At 27.6% G+C, this 18552-nt stretch carries 10 protein-coding genes and 1 riboswitch; of the genes, 1 reads left to right on the plus strand and 9 read right to left on the minus strand.

The features are described 5' to 3' along the window. Window positions 1–78: 78 nt before the first annotated feature. The 3 genes from I4V51_RS11795 to I4V51_RS11805 form a co-directional block, all read right to left on the minus strand. Entirely contained in the window at window positions 79–7275 is a 7197-nt protein-coding gene (locus I4V51_RS11795) for an NPCBM/NEW2 domain-containing protein (protein ID WP_195988637.1), read from the minus strand. A 177-nt stretch (window positions 7276–7452) separates the two neighbouring features. Next, a riboswitch (cyclic di-GMP riboswitch) is annotated at window positions 7453–7536 on the minus strand. 368 nt (window positions 7537–7904) lie between these two features. Further along, on the minus strand, window positions 7905–9281 hold the full coding sequence (locus I4V51_RS11800) for a sucrose-specific PTS transporter subunit IIBC (RefSeq protein WP_195988638.1): 1377 nt from the start codon (window positions 9279–9281) through the stop codon (window positions 7905–7907). A 352-nt stretch (window positions 9282–9633) separates the two neighbouring features. Then, window positions 9634–10632, minus strand: a complete 999-nt coding sequence (locus I4V51_RS11805; RefSeq protein WP_195988639.1) for a LacI family DNA-binding transcriptional regulator — start codon at window positions 10630–10632, stop codon at window positions 9634–9636. Window positions 10633–10992: 360 nt separating this feature from the next. Here I4V51_RS11805 and I4V51_RS11810 point away from each other — a divergent pair, with 360 nt between their 5' ends. Next, window positions 10993–11898, plus strand: coding sequence for a hypothetical protein (locus I4V51_RS11810; protein WP_195988640.1), 906 nt, complete (start codon window positions 10993–10995; stop codon window positions 11896–11898). 42 nt (window positions 11899–11940) lie between these two features. Here the strand turns inward: I4V51_RS11810 and smpB are convergent, their stop codons facing one another. The 6 genes from smpB to I4V51_RS11840 all read right to left on the minus strand — a co-directional run bounded on the left by smpB (window position 11941) and on the right by I4V51_RS11840 (window position 18277). Beyond that, window positions 11941–12411: an SsrA-binding protein SmpB gene (gene smpB, locus I4V51_RS11815; protein WP_195988641.1), complete on the minus strand. Its 471-nt coding sequence runs from the start codon at window positions 12409–12411 to the stop codon at window positions 11941–11943. Window positions 12412–12484: 73 nt separating this feature from the next. Continuing rightward, window positions 12485–14743 (minus strand): ribonuclease R, encoded by a 2259-nt coding sequence (rnr, locus tag I4V51_RS11820; RefSeq protein WP_195988642.1) that lies wholly within the window; start codon window positions 14741–14743, stop codon window positions 12485–12487. A gap of 361 nt (window positions 14744–15104) precedes the next feature. Further along, window positions 15105–15335, minus strand: coding sequence for a preprotein translocase subunit SecG (gene secG, locus I4V51_RS11825; RefSeq protein WP_195988643.1), 231 nt, complete (start codon window positions 15333–15335; stop codon window positions 15105–15107). A gap of 110 nt (window positions 15336–15445) precedes the next feature. Then, window positions 15446–16525: a lysylphosphatidylglycerol synthase transmembrane domain-containing protein gene (locus tag I4V51_RS11830; RefSeq protein ID WP_195988644.1), complete on the minus strand. Its 1080-nt coding sequence runs from the start codon at window positions 16523–16525 to the stop codon at window positions 15446–15448. Next, a complete protein-coding gene (locus I4V51_RS11835; protein WP_195988645.1) occupies window positions 16518–17201 on the minus strand; it encodes a polysaccharide deacetylase family protein in 684 nt (227 codons plus the stop codon). Before I4V51_RS11835 ends, I4V51_RS11830 begins: the two co-directional genes overlap by 8 nt. Window positions 17202–17203: 2 nt before the next feature. Beyond that, window positions 17204–18277 (minus strand): glycosyltransferase, encoded by a 1074-nt coding sequence (locus I4V51_RS11840; protein ID WP_195988646.1) that lies wholly within the window; start codon window positions 18275–18277, stop codon window positions 17204–17206. Window positions 18278–18552 lie beyond the last annotated feature (275 nt).

An 18552-nucleotide genomic window follows, 5' to 3' on the forward strand; every position in this document is an offset into this window, starting at 1 on the left:
TATATTTTTTTACTAGAAATATACACCTTTTAAGTCAAAAACAAATAAAATAAAAAGCCGACCTAAGTCGACTTTTTATTATTTAAGTTCATCAATAAAATATTCTAATGTGAACTTTCCAGAATAGATTTCAAAATCTTCAGCATCTATATTATTATATATTTCAGTTGCATAGTCTATTCCATAAAGAAGGTTTCCCCATCTTACTGATTGATATCCTATATTTTCTATCTTCTTAGCTGACTCTATTAATTCACCAAGTTCTACTTTATCTTTTCTAAGAACTAATCTGTTAGCAGATTCAGTAACTTTAGTAATCATTGCATCAATTTCTTCTTGAGTTGCATTCTTATTAGCTAACACGGCTCTTGCTTCTTCAATTATAGCCTTATGCGCTTCCATTGCATCTCTAAAGTAATGAAGTTCGTTATAGTTACTATATTCTTCTACAGTTGCTTCTAAATTACTATAGTCAGTAGACTTAACTAATCCCAGATATGCTTCATTTAGTCTAGTAAATAAACTATCAATCTCTTCTTGATTATATCCATTAACTAATTCACTATTAACCTCTTTTGAAACTACTTGTAAGTTGTTAAAACTTTCTTCAGTATAAACTGTACTATTTAATCTATTAATTTTTTCAATTAAAGAATCTAATTCTGTTCTATTAATTTCAATACCTCCTTCATTTGCATAATGTAACTTAGCATCTCCCCAAGTTGCATGATCTGAACCATTTCCATTTCCACCATCTGTTACAACAAGCTTTAACTCTTTAGCTCCATTAATATCTACTTCAACATATTTTTGAGAATCTCTTGAATTCATTAATCCGCTATCAAATTTCTTTTCACCATCAACCCAAACTTCAAAGCTTACTGATCCAACTGTTCCGTACATTTGTCTATCTACTCCAACATATGAAGTAAAGTAATCATAATTTTTATCGCTTAAATCATAAACAATTGTAGAAGTAGAGTGAGCTCCTATACCTCTTTCATAAGATACCTCTTGTCCATTTTCATCTGTTAATCTTAATGCTCTTCCACTTATTGATATATCCTTTCTTGGAGCAGTGTAACTATTACTAGTTGACTTCCAATCATATTCTGTTAAGTAAGTATAATCATTCATATCAACTACTGCAATAGTTCTTGTTTTTATAACTGTATTACCATCAGTATCAGTAACCTTATATGTTAACTCATATTTTCCAGCTTTATTAAAGTTTACATCTCCAGATAATTCAATCTTAGATGTTAAATCACCATCTTCCGCATCTGTTGCAGAGTACTTTTCATTTAACTCTATAGGATGTCCCACCTTTGTTGATACTGATTTTGGTATATTAAGAGTTGGTACTGCATTTAATATTAAGAATTTAGAATCTGCAAAATTAGCATGGTCTGATGCGTTACCATTTCCAGCATTATTTGCAACAAGTTTTAACTGTGATACTCCATCTAATGGAATCTTCACTAATTTTGCATCATCTGCCCATTTCATTAATCCACTATTATAAACTTCTACATCATCTGCATAAATCTTAAATATTACGCTTGAATTATTTTGTTGTGTAATATTTCTATCTATCCCAACATAAGTTTCAAAATATTTATAATTTGTACCTTCTAAATTATAAACTATTTCTGAATTTGCATGAGTTCCAATTCCTTTATCAAATACCTTTTCCTCACCATTTACACTTAACTTAATTTTAGCTCCACCTGATGCTAAATCTTTTCTTACTTGGCCGTAATCAGTTCTTGCTGAAGTCCAATTAATATCAGATAAATATTCTGAATCACTATAAACTACAATAGTTTTTTCTGAATTAGCCGTATTTCCATCACTATCTGTTACTGTATATGAAATCTTATATTCACCTGTTTTGCTAGTTGTAAAATCATTTGAGTTAAACACCACTTTATTAGTTATATCCCCATCTTCTTGGTCATTTGCATTTACAGATGACATTAAATCATATTCACTTCTCAATTTAACATATTCTGTTTCGCCCACATTTAAACTTGGGAACTTAGCTCTTATAATCTCTTCAGCTCTATTTAAGTCTCCTTGGAAAAGCTCTTCTGCTGGATGAGTACTAACTTCTTTTCTTAAAGCCTCTAACTTTTCTAATGTATTATATTTTTCAGCAACTTCGTTCTTATTACTATCAGTAAATAACTCTTTTGCAATTCTATCTGATAATTCATCAGTTTTATAGAATGACATCTCACCTATACTTGCCCAGTTTTGATTTGCTTCAATAAATTTAAATTTAACTCTTCTAGCAGCTGTCTTGGCTATGTCAATTTCAATAACATCATTAACATTTCCATTATATGAACCCGTACCTGCTAATATAAAATCATTTCCTTCTGCTTCAGTAGAAACATAGATTGCAAACTTAGTTGCAAATCCTTTTCCACCATTTCTAGCAGCATAAGCAATTTTATCTATTTCATTAACTTCACCTAAATCAAATATAACTTCATTTTGGAATGAAAGACTATTTGGAGTTCCTGTTTCCCAATGTGTATTTCTATTATTATCTATTGCATAACCAATAACACTACTTCCATAGTTTCTACCATTGTTAGAAACTGAAACTGCTGGTATTTTGAACTCTTCATTGTATGCTTCTAAATTATTAAACGAACCATACTTTGACTTAACAGTAGCTAGTTCTTCATATACTGTTATATATGAAACTTTTTCAACTACATTATTATCACTATCAGTAATTCTATAAACAACTTCAAATCTACCAAGTTTTCCAGCCTCATAAGTATTTGAAATTATCTCAACATTTGAAGTTAACTCTCCATCTTCAACATCAATAGCAGATACACCTTCATTAAAATCTACTATTTCTCCAAGTTTATAAGCTTTATCTGTAACAGTTAAAACTGGCTTTGAATTATTTGTAGTTAATTTAGGATCAGCTATTACTGCATGGTCAGAACTATTACCATTTCCTGAATCGTTAACTTCTATAACTAATTCTTGAATACCCTTAACTGGAACATTTATAGCAACCATATTGTCTGCATGTTTTATAACACTTGTAGTAGCTAAAACTTCACCATCACCGATAATCTTAAATACTATACTTGAATTAGCTTGAGATGTTATTCCCATGTCAACTCCAACTAATGCTTCAAAGTTATCATAATCTACATTTGATAAATCATAAGTTATTTTACCATTTGCATGTATTCCGAATCCTTTATCAAAATTCTTTATTTCTCCATTTACTCTTCCTTTTATATTACTATTTCTTCTTGGAGTTCCATATTGCGTTGTAACATTACTCCAAGTTGTATCAGATAAATAATCATAGTCACTTACAATATTTACATTTACTGTTTTTGTAACCACCACTCCATTATCAACAATAGTATATTCTATTGGATAAATTCCTTTTTCATTTACATTTACTTCTCCACTTATAACTACATTGGAAGTTATATCTTCACCATTATAATTTAATGCTTTAACTAAATCTCTTGGATTAAATTCTTCTCTAAGCTTTATACTTATTGATTGTTGTTGCACACTTAAACTTGGAGTTAAAGAGTTTACTACTACTCCTTCTCCCGTATTTAACTTCTTATCATAAGGTATAACAGTATAATTTGCTGATTCTCCTATATTTGAATTTGTATCAACAAAACTATTAGTTGACGTAAATGCGATTAATTCACCATCTTTAAATATCTCATAACCTAATACATCATTTTTATAGGTATTATTAACATTAAATGCTAATTTAACATTTCCATTTTCATTTAAAATATTAACACTTAATTCTGGATTACCCTTAAATCCTTCACCTTTATACTCTATATAATCATAATTAGCATACCAAGTTTTTATATTTGGCTTTGGATATTTACTTAATAATTCCTTAGTTTCATCAGAAACCCAGAATCCATGTCTTTCAAAATGTTCACTTAAATCTAATCCTAAAGCTATACTAGAATATTTAGCTAATTGATTTAACTTATCATTTGCTGAATTTTCCGGGTCTAAAACTACATCATTTTCTCTGTATTGCCTATTTAATTTACCCCAATAACCTGGATATATCATTTCTAACTGCCAATAAACAGCTAAGTTTTCAAAATATCCACCATTATAATAACTATTATTATTAGTTGCTATAACATTCTTGAAAATATGACTTTCAAATGGTATTCTCTTATCCGGCTTATTATAATAATAAGATGAATTTTGAGGTATCATATTATTTGTAACTTCACCTATAGTTCTAACACCTACATCAAGCTTATGTCCCATTTCATGATCAACACCCCAACCACCTACAGTTGTTAACATGCCTACCATTACATCACCTTGCACACCTATATGCCCACCAGCTGCATACATATATCCAAACGGTTGAGCAAGTCTTATATTTTCCCTAGTATACTTAATGTCATTCTTTTCATTACTACCATCTAAACCATAATACTTAAATACCATATCCATATGATCATTATACATATTTATAGTATTCATTGGTCCAAATTCTTGATTTATATATGCCTCATATGCTCCTGTTGCAGTCCCCGTAAATACTAAATGTTCTGAAACAACCTCTACAACATCTATCATTTTTCTATCCATTACATCTGGATTAGACGCTTTATCTTCATCAACTCTTGCTTTATAATCCTTTAAAAGTTCTAAGAATTCTTGCTCATTAGTATTTTTATCCATCATAGGGAATTGCTCACACCCAGATGCAAATCTTATAACAGGAGCTTTACTTTGTTGATCTTCTGTATAAGGATTTACTATGTATACAGGTCCTCCTGGAGTTACATCATGTCTATACCATCCATCATTTTGACTTACTGCAGGTACAGTTATTACATTTTTACCAGCATGTAAACTTACTGTTCTTCCCCAACTTGCAAAGCTTCCTTCTTGTTGTGAAAACATTAACTGTGGTAATGGCTGTCCTTGTTCTGCATCAACATATACCGTTATTATTTCACCTGCTCTAGCAACTACTCCTGTAGGTTGATTATTATTACCAAATCCAAACTTCAAATTGCTATTTGCATGTGCATTTCTATCTCCATGCTGCTCTGCTACAACAGTTTTAACAGTCTGTAGTGTACCATTTACAACATCCTTAGCCATTTGTATATCCTTTAAATAAATAGGAGCTAACGGATGATTGCTTACCTCTCGTTCAAATGTTGTTAGTTTTTCTATAGTATTAAATTCTTCTGAAACAGTATCCATTAATCCATTGGTAAATAATCCCTTTATTTTCTTAGATACTAAATCATCTTTATATAATCTTATATCTGAAATTGATGCCCAATTTTCACTAGCCTTATCAAATACGAATTTTACCCTCTTAGCTTTAATAGCTTCAAATTGTATTTCTAACATATCATTAGTTACTGTATAATTCCCTTCAGTCACCTTTTGGAAGTTATCTCCAGACGCAACCGGTGATACATATATACTAAATTGCTCTGCGAAGCCTTTAGCTCCAACTCTTGCTTTATAAGTTAGACGACTTATTATTTCTGCTTCTTCTAAAGTTAATATAACTTCATTCTTAAATGAATCGCTATTTGGATTTCCTGTTTCCCAATGAGTATTCACATCTTCATCTATTGCATACTTTATTGAAGAACTAGCATATTGTCCTCCATTATTACTTATACTAAAATTTTTAACTCTATATGTCTCATCATACTGATTTATGTAATCTGTATAGAATGGTTCAAACTTAGATACATTAGCTGTTCCACTTTGTATTTGGCCAAACTCTATTAATTCTTTTGCTATATTTAATTTCTCAATATACTCATTTTCAAAGGGATGTCCCTTAGCTTCTTCTATTAAATTATTAATAGCTTCTGGTGTTTCGAATTCATGATTAACTTCATTCATGTTTTCATCTACAAATAATATATCCATTTTTTGATCTAATTCATCTGGCATATATAATCCAAATTCTGAAGCTAAAGCCCAATTTTCATACCCTTTTTTATATACAAATTTTATTCTTCTTACTTCTGTCTCTTTGAATTTTATTTGCAAAGTATTTTTAGTTGTTATGCTAGTAGATCCAGATGATATTTTTTCAAAAGTATCTCCCTCTGAAGTTCTAGACCCATATATCTCAAACTCTTGTGCAAAACCTCTTGAAACCAAGCTTGTATACATTATTCTATCTATTGTAGTTAGTTCATTTAAAGTTATTATCACTTCATTTGTATGAGTAGATGTATTCTGTTTTCCTGAATGCCAATTAGTATTTACATTACCATCTATAGCTCTTTCTATAACGTTAGATCCATAATATCCACCATTAGTTGTTATACTTGTAATTTTTTCTAATGGAACTTTAAATAACTCATCATAATTAGATAATCTCTCATCATTAAATGACTTAAAGTTAGATACTTTAGCTTCTGTAAATTCTAATGACTTCCCTTCTAATAATATTCTAGCATTGTTAATATCTTCTGCTACTTTACTATATAATGGGTGTGTTTTAGCTTCCATATCAAAAGCTTCTAACTTTTCTAATGTATTAAAATTCTCACTTAACTCATTCTTTGACTCATTAGTGAATATATTATTCATTTTATCTATTATGTTATCTTCTTTGTAAAACATAAATTCAGATGCACTTGCCCAGCCTTGATTTGCTTTTTTAAATACAAACTTTATTCTTTTAAATTCAGTTGCATCAAATTTTATTTCTATAACATCTCTTGTTGAACCCTTATATCCTCCAGTAGTTACTAATTGGAATTCATCACTATCATCCTTAGCTGCATATATTTCAAATTCTTCTGCAAATCCTTTTCCCCCTGCATCAGACCTTGCTGCATAAACTATTCTATTTAATGTAGTTAATTCTTTTAAGTTAATTACAACCTCATTTGTAAAGCTTGAACTATTAGGATTTCCTGTTTCCCAATGAGTTTGGAAATTCCCATCTATAGCTTTATCTATAGTACTACTTGCATATCTCCCACCATTATTAGTTATAGATTGAATATTAGAATTATCCATTTTAAAAACTTGATTATAACTTTCTAATAATTCACTACCATATAAGTTAAATTTAGTTACAGTAGCATCAGTACTTCTATTTTTCCCTACTTCCTCATCAGCTTGTATAACATTGTTTTGTGTTAATGTCTCTGCAAACACATTAGCAGGTACAGCTACTAAGTTGGTTATTGTTGCAGCTAAAATTAGTGTTGATAATTTTCTTTTTAACATTTATTTTCCCCCCTGAAACTTTTACTTTCCCAGAGATGTACATTAAAAAAAGCTACTCCCTAAAGAGTAGCTAAAATATACATAAGTAATAATATAGTTTAAAATATATAGTAAACGTTTTAAATTTACATATAATAATTAACTTTATTTACTTAAAACAAAAAGCATAATGTACTCTTTGGCAACTGGCTGACATAGAAATTTTCCTTAGTCCCTATAGCTTTGCGTCCTTAAATTTCTTTAAGTTTGCCATATAGAATTTTAAAGCAATATTAAATGTCTACTATTTAATATTATTTTTTATGTAATAATTAAAATATTTTACTGATTAAATTATATATTATTTTAATGACTTAAAGTAAAAAATGTTTTATTTTTCATCTTTTAAATCATAAATTTCCTATAAACAATGAAATTTTCCACTTATTATGATTTTATTCTTTTCATACCTTCATATAATAATAAAAAAAGAAAAAAATGTGTTTATACATTTTCTTCTTCGTATATTTAAAAACTTTACTAAATATAGTGAACACTTACTTTTTAAAATAAATTCACTACTCATATGCGTTCGTAGAAGTAACTTTATTCTATTAATTGTAAATATAAAATCTTAGTTAAATTTATAATTAAGCTTCTTCTTTTATTCCCATTATCATAGTTGCTGCAAATGCAACTCCTACTGCTATAACCATTCCAATTATATAGTTAAGCATTGATGAAGAATTTGTTATTGCTATACCTGGTATACCAGTAACACCAACTGCAGTCATTCCAACCTTCATTGCTACTACATATGCACCACCTACAGCACCACCTATTGCTGCACCTATAAATGGAGTTTTATATCTTAAGTTAACACCAAATATAGCTGCTTCAGTTATACCAAATAATGTACTTATTGCTGATGGAAGAGCGACAGCTTTCATCTTTTTATTTTTAGTTAATAAGAATGCTGCAAAACAAGCTCCACCTTGAGCTACATTTGCCATTGACCAAATTGGTAATAATGTATTTATACCAGTATCAGCTAAAAGCCCAAGTTCTACAGCATGGAAGCTATGATGAATACCAGTTATAACTATTGATGAATATGCTCCACCAAATAAAAGTCCTGCTATTATTCCAAGCTTCGTTATGGCAAATGTTAAGAATGAACTAATTCCAACTCCAATGATATTAGCTGCTGGTCCTATAACTGCTAAAGCTAAGAATCCAGTTATTAATACTGTTATTAATGGAGTTAATAATATATCTAGTAATTCTGGAACAATTTTTCTAGTTCCTTTTTCTATATATGACATAATAAATACTACAAGTAATATAGGTAACACAGTTCCTTGATATCCAAGTAATGGCATATCAATTATTCCTAAAACTTTTATAGTTTCATATCCAGCACCTTGATCCCATGCATTCATTAAAGCTGGATGAATCATAATTCCACCGATTGTTGCTGCTAAATATGGATTAGCTCCAAATACCTTTGCTGCACTTATAGCAACTAATATTGGTAAGAATATAAATGCTGCTGAACTAAACCAATCAAGCATCATCCACCACCAAGTGTTTGTATATTGATCTAATCCAAACTTGCTTAGCATTCCCATTATACCCATTAAAAGTCCTGCTGCAACTATAGCTGGTATAATTGGTACAAATATATCAGATAATGTTTTAGCTAGCTTTTGAAGTGGATTTAGTTTCTTGGCACCTTCTTGTTTTACTTCTGCAGTACTCATTTCAGTTATTCCACAAATTTTAATTAATTCTGCATATACTTTATTAACAGTTCCTTGTCCAATAATAACTTGGAATTGTCCTCCATTAATAAATGCTCCTTTAACTATGTCTAGTTTTTCTAGCTCTTCTTTGTTAGCTAAACTTTGATCTTTTAATACCATTCTTAATCTTGTTGCACAATGTGCTGCACTTGCAATGTTTTCTGCACCACCGATATATTTTAATATATCTTGAGCTGCATCATAATACTTGTTAGACCCCATTTTAAAATCCTCCTTAATAATTTTATAATCTTATAATTTCCTTGTACTAAAGGCCTTATTCGCATAGTGGTAATGTTCCCACAACATTTATTTAAAAATGTGGTAATGTTCCCACCATTTTTATAGTTTGTTTTACGTTTTCATTTTTGTCTTACTAATTATGTCGAAATTTGTTTTAATTCAATTTCAATATGATTATATAATTTAATTTTATATAAGTCTATAGTTTATTTAAAATTTTATTCAGGAAATTTATAGTGTTTTTATATAAATTTCTTATTTTTAATTTTAAATAGTTTTTATATAGGAACATTCCCATATGAAAACTATTTAAAACCTTTTCATATCCATATTATACACTATTTCTTTCAACTAGTAAACAATTTATCTTTACTTTTTTTACCACCTTTTCTTTTTTATCTATTTCTTTATTTAGTTTTTTTAAAATTATCTCTGCTGATTTTCTACCAGCTGTTTTATAGTGGTAATGTACTGTTGTAAGTTTCGGTGTTATTACCCTAGAAATCTTAGAATCTCCCATGCCAACTACTGCAATATCCTCTGGAACCTTATAATTATTATCTAATAAATACTCTATTGCCCCTAGAGCTAAATTATCAGTAACAGCAATAATAGCTGTAGGTGTATTGGTGCCATCCATTATTTCTTTAGTTAACCTATATCCACTTTCCTCATTAAAATCACCAATTTTAATATTTTTATAATCTATATTAATATTATTTTTTTCAAGAGTCTTTATGTAAGCTTGTTTTCTATAAAGTCCAACAGCTATATCTTCTTCGTATACACCAATATAACCCAATTTTTTATGACCTTTTTTAATTACATAATTAGTTATATCTTCTACCGCTTGAAATTCATCAAAAAACACGGATGAACACTCCTGAATATCCTGTGCAACAACAACTATAGGAACCTCTAAGTCTTCAATTACTTTTATATGTTTTTCTGTAACTTTAGTTGCCATGAATATTATTCCATCAACCTGATTCGATTTAAATATATTAAGATATTCCAATTCCTTTTCTATAGATAAATTTGTATTTGCTATTAAAATATCATATCCATTAGGTGATAATATTTCTGTAATTCCTTCAACTACTCTTGCCGGTGTTTCACTACTTATCTTAGGAACTATTACTCCAATTAAGTTAGTTTTTTTAGTTCTCATCCCCTTGGCTTGTCTTTGAGGTGTAAAACCAGTTTCATCAAGTACCTTTTTTATTTTATCTCTTGCTTCTTCACTAACATATCCATTATTTAAATATCTAGAGACAGTAGATTTTGATACTCCTGCTAGGTTTGCTATGTCAATTATATTTAATGCCATTAACCTTTTTTCCTCCATCATTTTTGAAATCAACTACTATTTTATTTTATCATTTTTTAAATAATTTCACACTTAATTCTTAATATTTTTCCCTTATTATTATGAAATATATTATTAAAAAAATAAATATATAACTTAATCAAAATTTACGGCTTTACTTATATAGGAATAATTTCACTTATATATTTGTATATTAAAATAATTGTTATTTTAAACTTGGTAAATAATTCTTTCAAAATAGATAATACTATATATAATACTTTTTCTATAATATAAACTTATTTTGAATTTATTATTTATAAGTACCTTTTAACTACATTATAATTTTACTTATGGATTTTCACTTAAAGGAGTGATATTATGCCAAACGATAAAGATAATAGATCTAAAATAGCTATTAAAAATATCATATTTAAAGCATTTTATTATATTTTAGTAATAAATTTATTTGGTTACTTTTTCTATTGCATAGGCAAAGTACATCCTAGTAATTATGTTTCTAAAAATAAACTATTAAATAGTATAAATATTAGTACTAGTGTTGGTAACTTTGATAATTCTAATATTCCTGAAAATTCTATCGATCCATATGAAGATGAATTAAACACCTTTATAACATCAGCTTTTAATACAAGAAACGATGGCTTTTTAAATGGTAAAGTTTCACGACTTTATGATTATTACGGTACTTCTTCAGCAAATGGTCAATATTCTCTAAGCTATGAATTTAAAAGAATTTCTTATTTAAGGGATTGGGCTTTAGAACGAGCTATAATTTTTACTTCAATTAATTCATTAGTAATTATAAATAATATTATTAAAAATGATAATAGAATTATTGTTGATTTAGATGAACACTATACTTTTAACTATATACACAACAAACAAGTTGCTTCAAATAAATTCACTTTAACAATTCCACATATATTAACTCTTTATACTACAGATAAATCTAATAATTCTTTTTTCATAGATAAAGATTATTATTCTGATATATTTAATGATGATTTAGATAATTATATTTTTACATTATCTGAATTAACTTTACCTTATACAAGGAAAATTAATCCTAATTACGAAGTATCTAGTAGTTATAAAGAAGATGATATTATACGCTTTGATAAATCATTTTTTACAGACCATAAAGCAATAATTTCTGGATATGATTCTAATGGATATCCTTTAATAGATAGTAATTTATTTAATATTTCAAATATGCCATTTGATTTAGGCTGGAAAGAAAAAAATATAAAACTTTCTTATTAATAGAAATAGCTCAATAAGTATAATTCTTATTGAGCTACTTTTTTAATATCTATTTCTTTCTTTCATTTGACGTTCAATATCTCTCTTATGAGCCTTTTCTAACATGGAATCTCTCTTATCATAATTCTTTTTACCTCTACAGATTCCAAGAGCAACTTTAACTCTTCCATTCTTTAGATATAATGATAATGGAACTAATGTATATCCATCTCTAGACACTAATCCTGCAAGTCTACCAATTTGCTCTTTATGAAGTAAAAGCTTTCTCTCTCTTAATGGTTCAACATTAAATATATTTCCTTGCTCGTAAGGACTAATATGCATATTTAAAATAAATATTTCCCCATTTTTTATATCAGCATAACAATCCTTTAAATTACATTTACCGCCTCTAATAGATTTAACTTCTGTTCCTACTAATTCAATTCCCGCCTCCATTGTTTCTTCAACAAAATAATCATGACGAGCTTTTCTATTTTCAGCTAAAGAATTACTATTTTTAACTCTTGCCATACTCTCACCCACTTTTTATTACACGTTTTTCTTAATTATATCAAGAAGCCTTTAAAAGTACAACATAAGTAAATTACTCGTTAAACTCTTCTTCATGTTCAAATCCTTCTTCAACATCAAAAGCTTCTTCTTCTGTTTTTGTTCCAAACTCTTTTTTTACTTCTGAAATTATTGAAGCTGTTTCTTCACTTGGTACAATTTCTTCTAAGTTTTGTTCGCTATCTAATATATCAAAGAAGATTTCTCTATTATCAATATCAACTTTAGCGCACTTTACTTTTACAGAATCTCCAAGTCTATATATTTTTCTTGTTCTTTGTCCTAATAACATTAAATGTTGCTCATCATAAACATAATAATCATCATCTAAATCAGTTATATGAACAAGTCCTTCTATTGTATTTGGAAGTTCAACAAATATACCAAATGATGTAACTGAAGAAATAATGCCCTCAAACTCTTCTCCAATTCTATCCATCATATATTCTGCTTTCTTTAAATCATCAACTTCTCTTTCAGCCTCTTCTGCAAGTCTTTCCATTTCTGATGATTGTTTAGCTGCTATATCAACTATAGGTGATAATTTAGTAGCTCTCTTTTCATCAATTTTGCCATTTAAATATTCCTTAATTATTCTATGAATTTGCAAATCAGGATATCTTCTTATTGGTGAGGTAAAGTGACAATAGTAAGTTGCAGCTAACCCAAAGTGAGCCGAACATTCTGGAGTATATTTTGCCTTCATCATACTTCTTAATAAAAGAGTACTAACTACTGTTTCTTCTTTTTTACCTTTTACTTTTTCTAATACCTCTTGAAGAATTCTTGGATGGATATCTTGAGATACTTTCATTGTATATCCTAAGTTATAGATGAAATCTCTGAACTTCTCTAACTTTTCTTCATCTGGACTTTCATGAACTCTATATACAAAAGGTAAATTAGTCCAGAACATATGCTCAGCAATAGTTTCATTACAAACAAGCATAAATTCTTCTATCATTCTATTTGCTATTTCTCTTTCATAAGGTTTTATATCAATTGGCTTACCGTTATCATTTAATATTATTTTAGATTCTTCAAAATCAAAATCTATAGCCCCTCTTTTCATTCTTTTTTCTCTAAGAATTAAACATAGCTCTTGCATTGTTTTAAAATCATCTATTAAGTAATCATATCTCTTAATAAGCTCTTCGTCATTATCTCTTAATATTTTAGTAACATCTGTATAAGTCATTCTTTCAGATGTTTTTATAACTGTTTCAGCTATTTCATGATCACAAACTTTTCCCTTATTATCAATAGTCATAAAACAACTTAATGCTAATCTATCAACTTGTGGGTTAAGTGAACATATTCCATTAGAAAGCTTTTTAGGTAACATCGGTATAACTCTATCTATTAAATATACAGAAGTACCTCTTTTTAACGCCTCTTTATCTAGTGGATTCTTTTCTCTTACATAATGTGTAACATCTGCAATATGAACGCCTAATCTATATTTACCACTATCTAATCTTTCTATGGAAACAGCATCATCAAGATCTTTTGCATCCTCACCATCTATAGTAACCATTCTAAGATTTCTAATATCTTTTCTTCTTTGAATTTCCTTTTCTTCTATTTCTTCAGAAATTCCATCTGCATATGCTAAAACCTTTGGTGGAAACTCTTCAGGGAGACCATGCTTCTTTATTATAGTTAAAATATCTAGACCCTTTTCTCCTTTTTGTCCTAAAACTTCTTTAACTATTCCTTCTGGGCTTCTTCTTTTCTCTGGCCATTGAGTTATCTCTACTATAACTACATCACCATGCTTCGCTCCATTTTTATCTTTCTTAGAAACAAATATATCTTGGTTTAATCTAGTATCTTCAGGAACTACAAATCCAAAATTTCTACTATCTTCATATATGCCAATTATTTTATTATTTGCTCGTTCAAGTACTTCTACAACTTCCCCTTCTCTTTTCTTACCATTAACATCATCTCTAGTAATTTGAACAAGTACTCTATCATTATTCATTGCTCCATTAATAAAAGAACTTGGAATAAATACATCTCTTTCCCCTTCTTCTTCTGGTATTAAAAATCCAAATCCTTTTTTATGAGCTTGAAGTTTCCCTTTTATTAATCCTAATTTTTCAGGAACTGCAAATTTATCTTTTTTAGTTCTTACTATTGAACCTTCTAATTCCATTACCTTTAATGCTCTCTTAAAAGCTTTATATTCATCTGAATTAATATCAAAAACTGCAACAAGTTCTTGAATATCCATTGGTCTATACGCTTCTTCTTTCATGAAACTAAGTAATGTTTCCTTTATTCCCATGTAATGTCCTCCGTTTAAAATTATATTTAACCTCATCCAATATTTTCTTATACACACTATTTATTATACTACCACATGTATGTTTTTTTATTCAATAAGCAGTACTTTAAATATCTATATTATAGTTTATTCATCTTTTTCACCTTTAAACACAATATTCATAAATTGCGAACTAAAGCTTAGATGCTATGATACTGAAAATTAATTATATAATCTCCATTAAGTAATATAAATTCAAAGTGAAAATTTCACCACTTTCCCAAAAAGTAATACTCAATTTTTCGTTCTCACTGTAGTTGGCGGTTTTATTCAATTTTCACATAAAAATAGACCACTAATACTTAGTGGTCTACGTTATATTTTAAATTATATTTAAAACTACTGTATTGATAGCAAATAAAAGCATTGAAACTATAGTAACTTTAGCTAACATAGCTTCCTTAGTCTTTGCTTTATTCTTAGTAAAGAATGTCTCACTTTTACTACCTTGAATTAACCCGCTTAAAGCATCAGCTTTACTCTTTTGCATTAATATTGAAATAACAACTATTAATCCTAAAACCGCTTCTAAAACAAATAAAAAAGTCTTCACGGTTACACCTCCCATATTGTACTTTCGTGCATTTTCACTTAATTTTATCATACCATAATACATATTATATATCAAGATTATTTACAAATAACTCCATTATTATACAATAGTTACTTACTTATTATAAATTTATTATTAAGCTTACTTTTATTTAAATAACTTATATTTCCCTTTTTTTTTGATACTTTAATAAAAAGTACAATTAATCCACTTATTATTACAAATGAATAAAAACTAATTCCTCTACTTAATAACATTGCTGAACTTAAAGTATTTGCTGGAAATAATGTCTTAAATAAAGTTAAAAATCCACTTTCGCTACTTCCAACTGATCCTGGCAGAGGTATAGCTGATACAGTAATAAATAAAATTGATTGCATTGAAAAAACAGTGAAAAATGAAAATGTTGAAAGATTAAATGCTTTATATACAAAAAATGTTACGCTATACATAAAACAAATTTGAGCAAATGCTGTTAATACTACCTTAAATATAACACTTTTATTATTTTTTATAAATAATGCACTTTCTTGATATTGCTTAACTTCTTTATCTACTACATGTCTTAATTTTATTGAATTTATAAATTTTATTTTACTAGCTATTTTAAAAAATATACTTACTATCTTACTTATAAACGTCTTAGAAAATATAGCTAAAACTATAAAGCAAAACATAATAAAGTTAAATATAATTCCACAAAAAATTAATACTTTAATTCCAGTATTTAAACTTATAATAAAATCATAATTAATAATAAATGACATTATTGCAATAGATATTGTAACAAACTGAAAGCTTGCAAGCTCTATAAGTAATATTAAGGATGAATGTGAGATTTTAATATCATCTTTACTCATATAATAAACTTGCATTGGCTGTCCACCAGATGCAGATGGTGTAATTGAACTAAAGAAAAATCCTATAAATGAGTATTTTAATCCCTTTAAAATACTTATATCATAGTTAAATAATTTCAACATACGTCTAATATTTATTCCTTCACAGCAAATAAATAAAAACATACATACCATGCCTAAAAACACATACATTAAATTAACATTTTTTAAGGATTCTATTATATTTCCTATACTATTATCTTTAAATAAAATAAAAAAAGTAATAGCAATTAATCCTACAAATAATATACTGCTCCTTAAAATTTCTTTTACACTCATAGTTTTATTCATAAAGATCTCCTACTTTCAAAAATCTATACCCTTCCGCCATCCAAATAGGTATTGTTTTCTCTAAGGCTTCAATTGTTCTTTTAGGCGCTTCATTTTCCCCTCTTCCATCATGCAAACAAATAATACTTCTATTTTTAGATTCTTCTAGTAATCTTCTTGATATTTCATCGGCTGTTATATTAGCCTTCCAATCACCTATAATTACATCCCAAAGAACTAATTTTAAGTCATGCTTTTTTAAATTATAAATAGTTTCTAAATTAAGATGTCCCCATGGAGGTCTAAAAGATTTTACATTTACATTTAAGCTTTTCATTATTTTTAAACTTTCTTCAAACTCTTTATTTGTATATATAGGTCCATTTAAAAGACCATTTTTATGCTCTAAAGAATGAAGTCCTATAGTATGCCCTTCTTTTTCCATTCTCTTTATGATTGCTGGATTTTTTTCTGCAAATTTAGCTACAACAAAAAATGTTGCCTTTATATCATATTTTTTAAGCAAATCTAAAAGAGTACTTGTATACTTTTCATCTGGTCCATCATCAAATGTTAGTGATAAAAACTTATTCTCGCTTACTTCATTAACAATAGGAGTTCCCCTAAATTTATAATAAAATGTAGGAACTATGCTATATGACACTATTAAAATTAATAATACAATTGTAAATATCATTCTTAAGCCTCCTTTCCAAATCTATTTATAATTCTTAAAATCTCTTCTTGATTAACATTTTCCTTAATTTTTTTCATATTATTTTTCATAATCTCTATAGACTCATCATCATTAATAAGAGACAAAATATCATCTGTAATATCATCTTTCTCATTCCAAATAACTTGTCCAATTTTTCTTTCCTCAATAAATCTTGCATTTTTAACTTCTTGCATTAAAAATGGATTTACAACATAAATTGGCGTTTCACTATAAATAGCTTCAAATAGAGTTATACCTCCTGATTTAGATACTATTAAATCTGCATTTCTCATATACTCATTTATTTTATTTGTATATCCTATAACATTAATATTTTTATATTTACTTTTTAACTCTTCATACATACTTCTATTGTTTCCAGTTATGATAGTTGTATTTATGCCTTTTTCATTATTTAATCTATTAAATAAATCTTCATTAAAAGAAATTAAACCTAATCCTCCACCCATTATAAGAATTTCTTTTGTTTTTTTCTTATTAAATTCTATAACATTGTTTTTAAACTGTTGTTTAACTGGAATTCCTGTAACAATTATTTTACTTTCGCTAATTCCTTTATTAATTAAACTTCTCTTTATAATTATATCTCCAACAAAATAGAAATCTGTATTTTTATGAATCCATTCATTATGACTTGAAATATCAGTTATAAATGTAAATAAAGGAATATTAGATCTCTTTATTGACTTATACTTAGAAATATATTGAGAACTTATAGGTAAAGTTGAAATAATTATATTGGGTTTATATTCTTCTAATAGTTTATCTATTTTTTTTACAAAAATATAATTAAAAGTTTTTATATTATTTTCTTCATTATTTGTATTTATAAAATTATATAAATTTGACCATTTAGTTACTAATACATTAAAGCTTTTATAAATAAATTCACTTGCTTTTGGCATTAAATAATCTAATATATCAATAATCTCAACTTCTATATTTGAATTAGTATTATTTATTTCTTGTTTTATAGCTTCTGATACTGAATAATGTCCAAGACCAAAACGTCCTGTTAAAATTAATATTTTCATATCTACTTCCCCCAAGATTCTTTCTGTAATTTAATTATAAAAACTAAATCTTAACTTTTATTAACTCTTAATCTTAAGAATTCCTTATATAAATAACTCTAATTCTTAATATTTCATTAACATTTAAGTTACAGTTCGTTTTAAATATACTTTTACAATAAATATTCTATAAAAAAACGTATATAAAAAACATCGATTAATATTTCATTAATCTTACAATTTCGTAATAGAAAAAAGGCCGAGTACATAAGTACATCAACCTTCTTGAGAAAAAT

The sequence above is a fragment of the Clostridium sp. D53t1_180928_C8 genome, from assembly GCF_015667795.1.
Lineage (GTDB): Bacteria > Bacillota > Clostridia > Clostridiales > Clostridiaceae > Clostridium.

What these genes read in the sequence shown, in the direction of transcription:
- I4V51_RS11805 (WP_195988639.1), bottom strand. Translation starts at nt 10,632, where the DNA reads ATGGCATTAAATATAATTGACATAGCAAACCTAGCAGGAGTATCAAAA.
- I4V51_RS11795 (WP_195988637.1), bottom strand. Translation starts at nt 7,275, where the DNA reads ATGTTAAAAAGAAAATTATCAACACTAATTTTAGCTGCAACAATAACC.
- I4V51_RS11800 (WP_195988638.1), bottom strand. Translation starts at nt 9,281, where the DNA reads ATGGGGTCTAACAAGTATTATGATGCAGCTCAAGATATATTAAAATAT.
- I4V51_RS11840 (WP_195988646.1), bottom strand. Translation starts at nt 18,277, where the DNA reads ATGAAAATATTAATTTTAACAGGACGTTTTGGTCTTGGACATTATTCA.
- smpB (WP_195988641.1), bottom strand. Translation starts at nt 12,411, where the DNA reads ATGGCAAGAGTTAAAAATAGTAATTCTTTAGCTGAAAATAGAAAAGCT.
- I4V51_RS11810 (WP_195988640.1), top strand. Translation starts at nt 10,993, where the DNA reads ATGCCAAACGATAAAGATAATAGATCTAAAATAGCTATTAAAAATATC.
- I4V51_RS11830 (WP_195988644.1), bottom strand. Translation starts at nt 16,525, where the DNA reads ATGAATAAAACTATGAGTGTAAAAGAAATTTTAAGGAGCAGTATATTA.
- I4V51_RS11835 (WP_195988645.1), bottom strand. Translation starts at nt 17,201, where the DNA reads ATGATATTTACAATTGTATTATTAATTTTAATAGTGTCATATAGCATA.
- rnr (WP_195988642.1), bottom strand. Translation starts at nt 14,743, where the DNA reads ATGGGAATAAAGGAAACATTACTTAGTTTCATGAAAGAAGAAGCGTAT.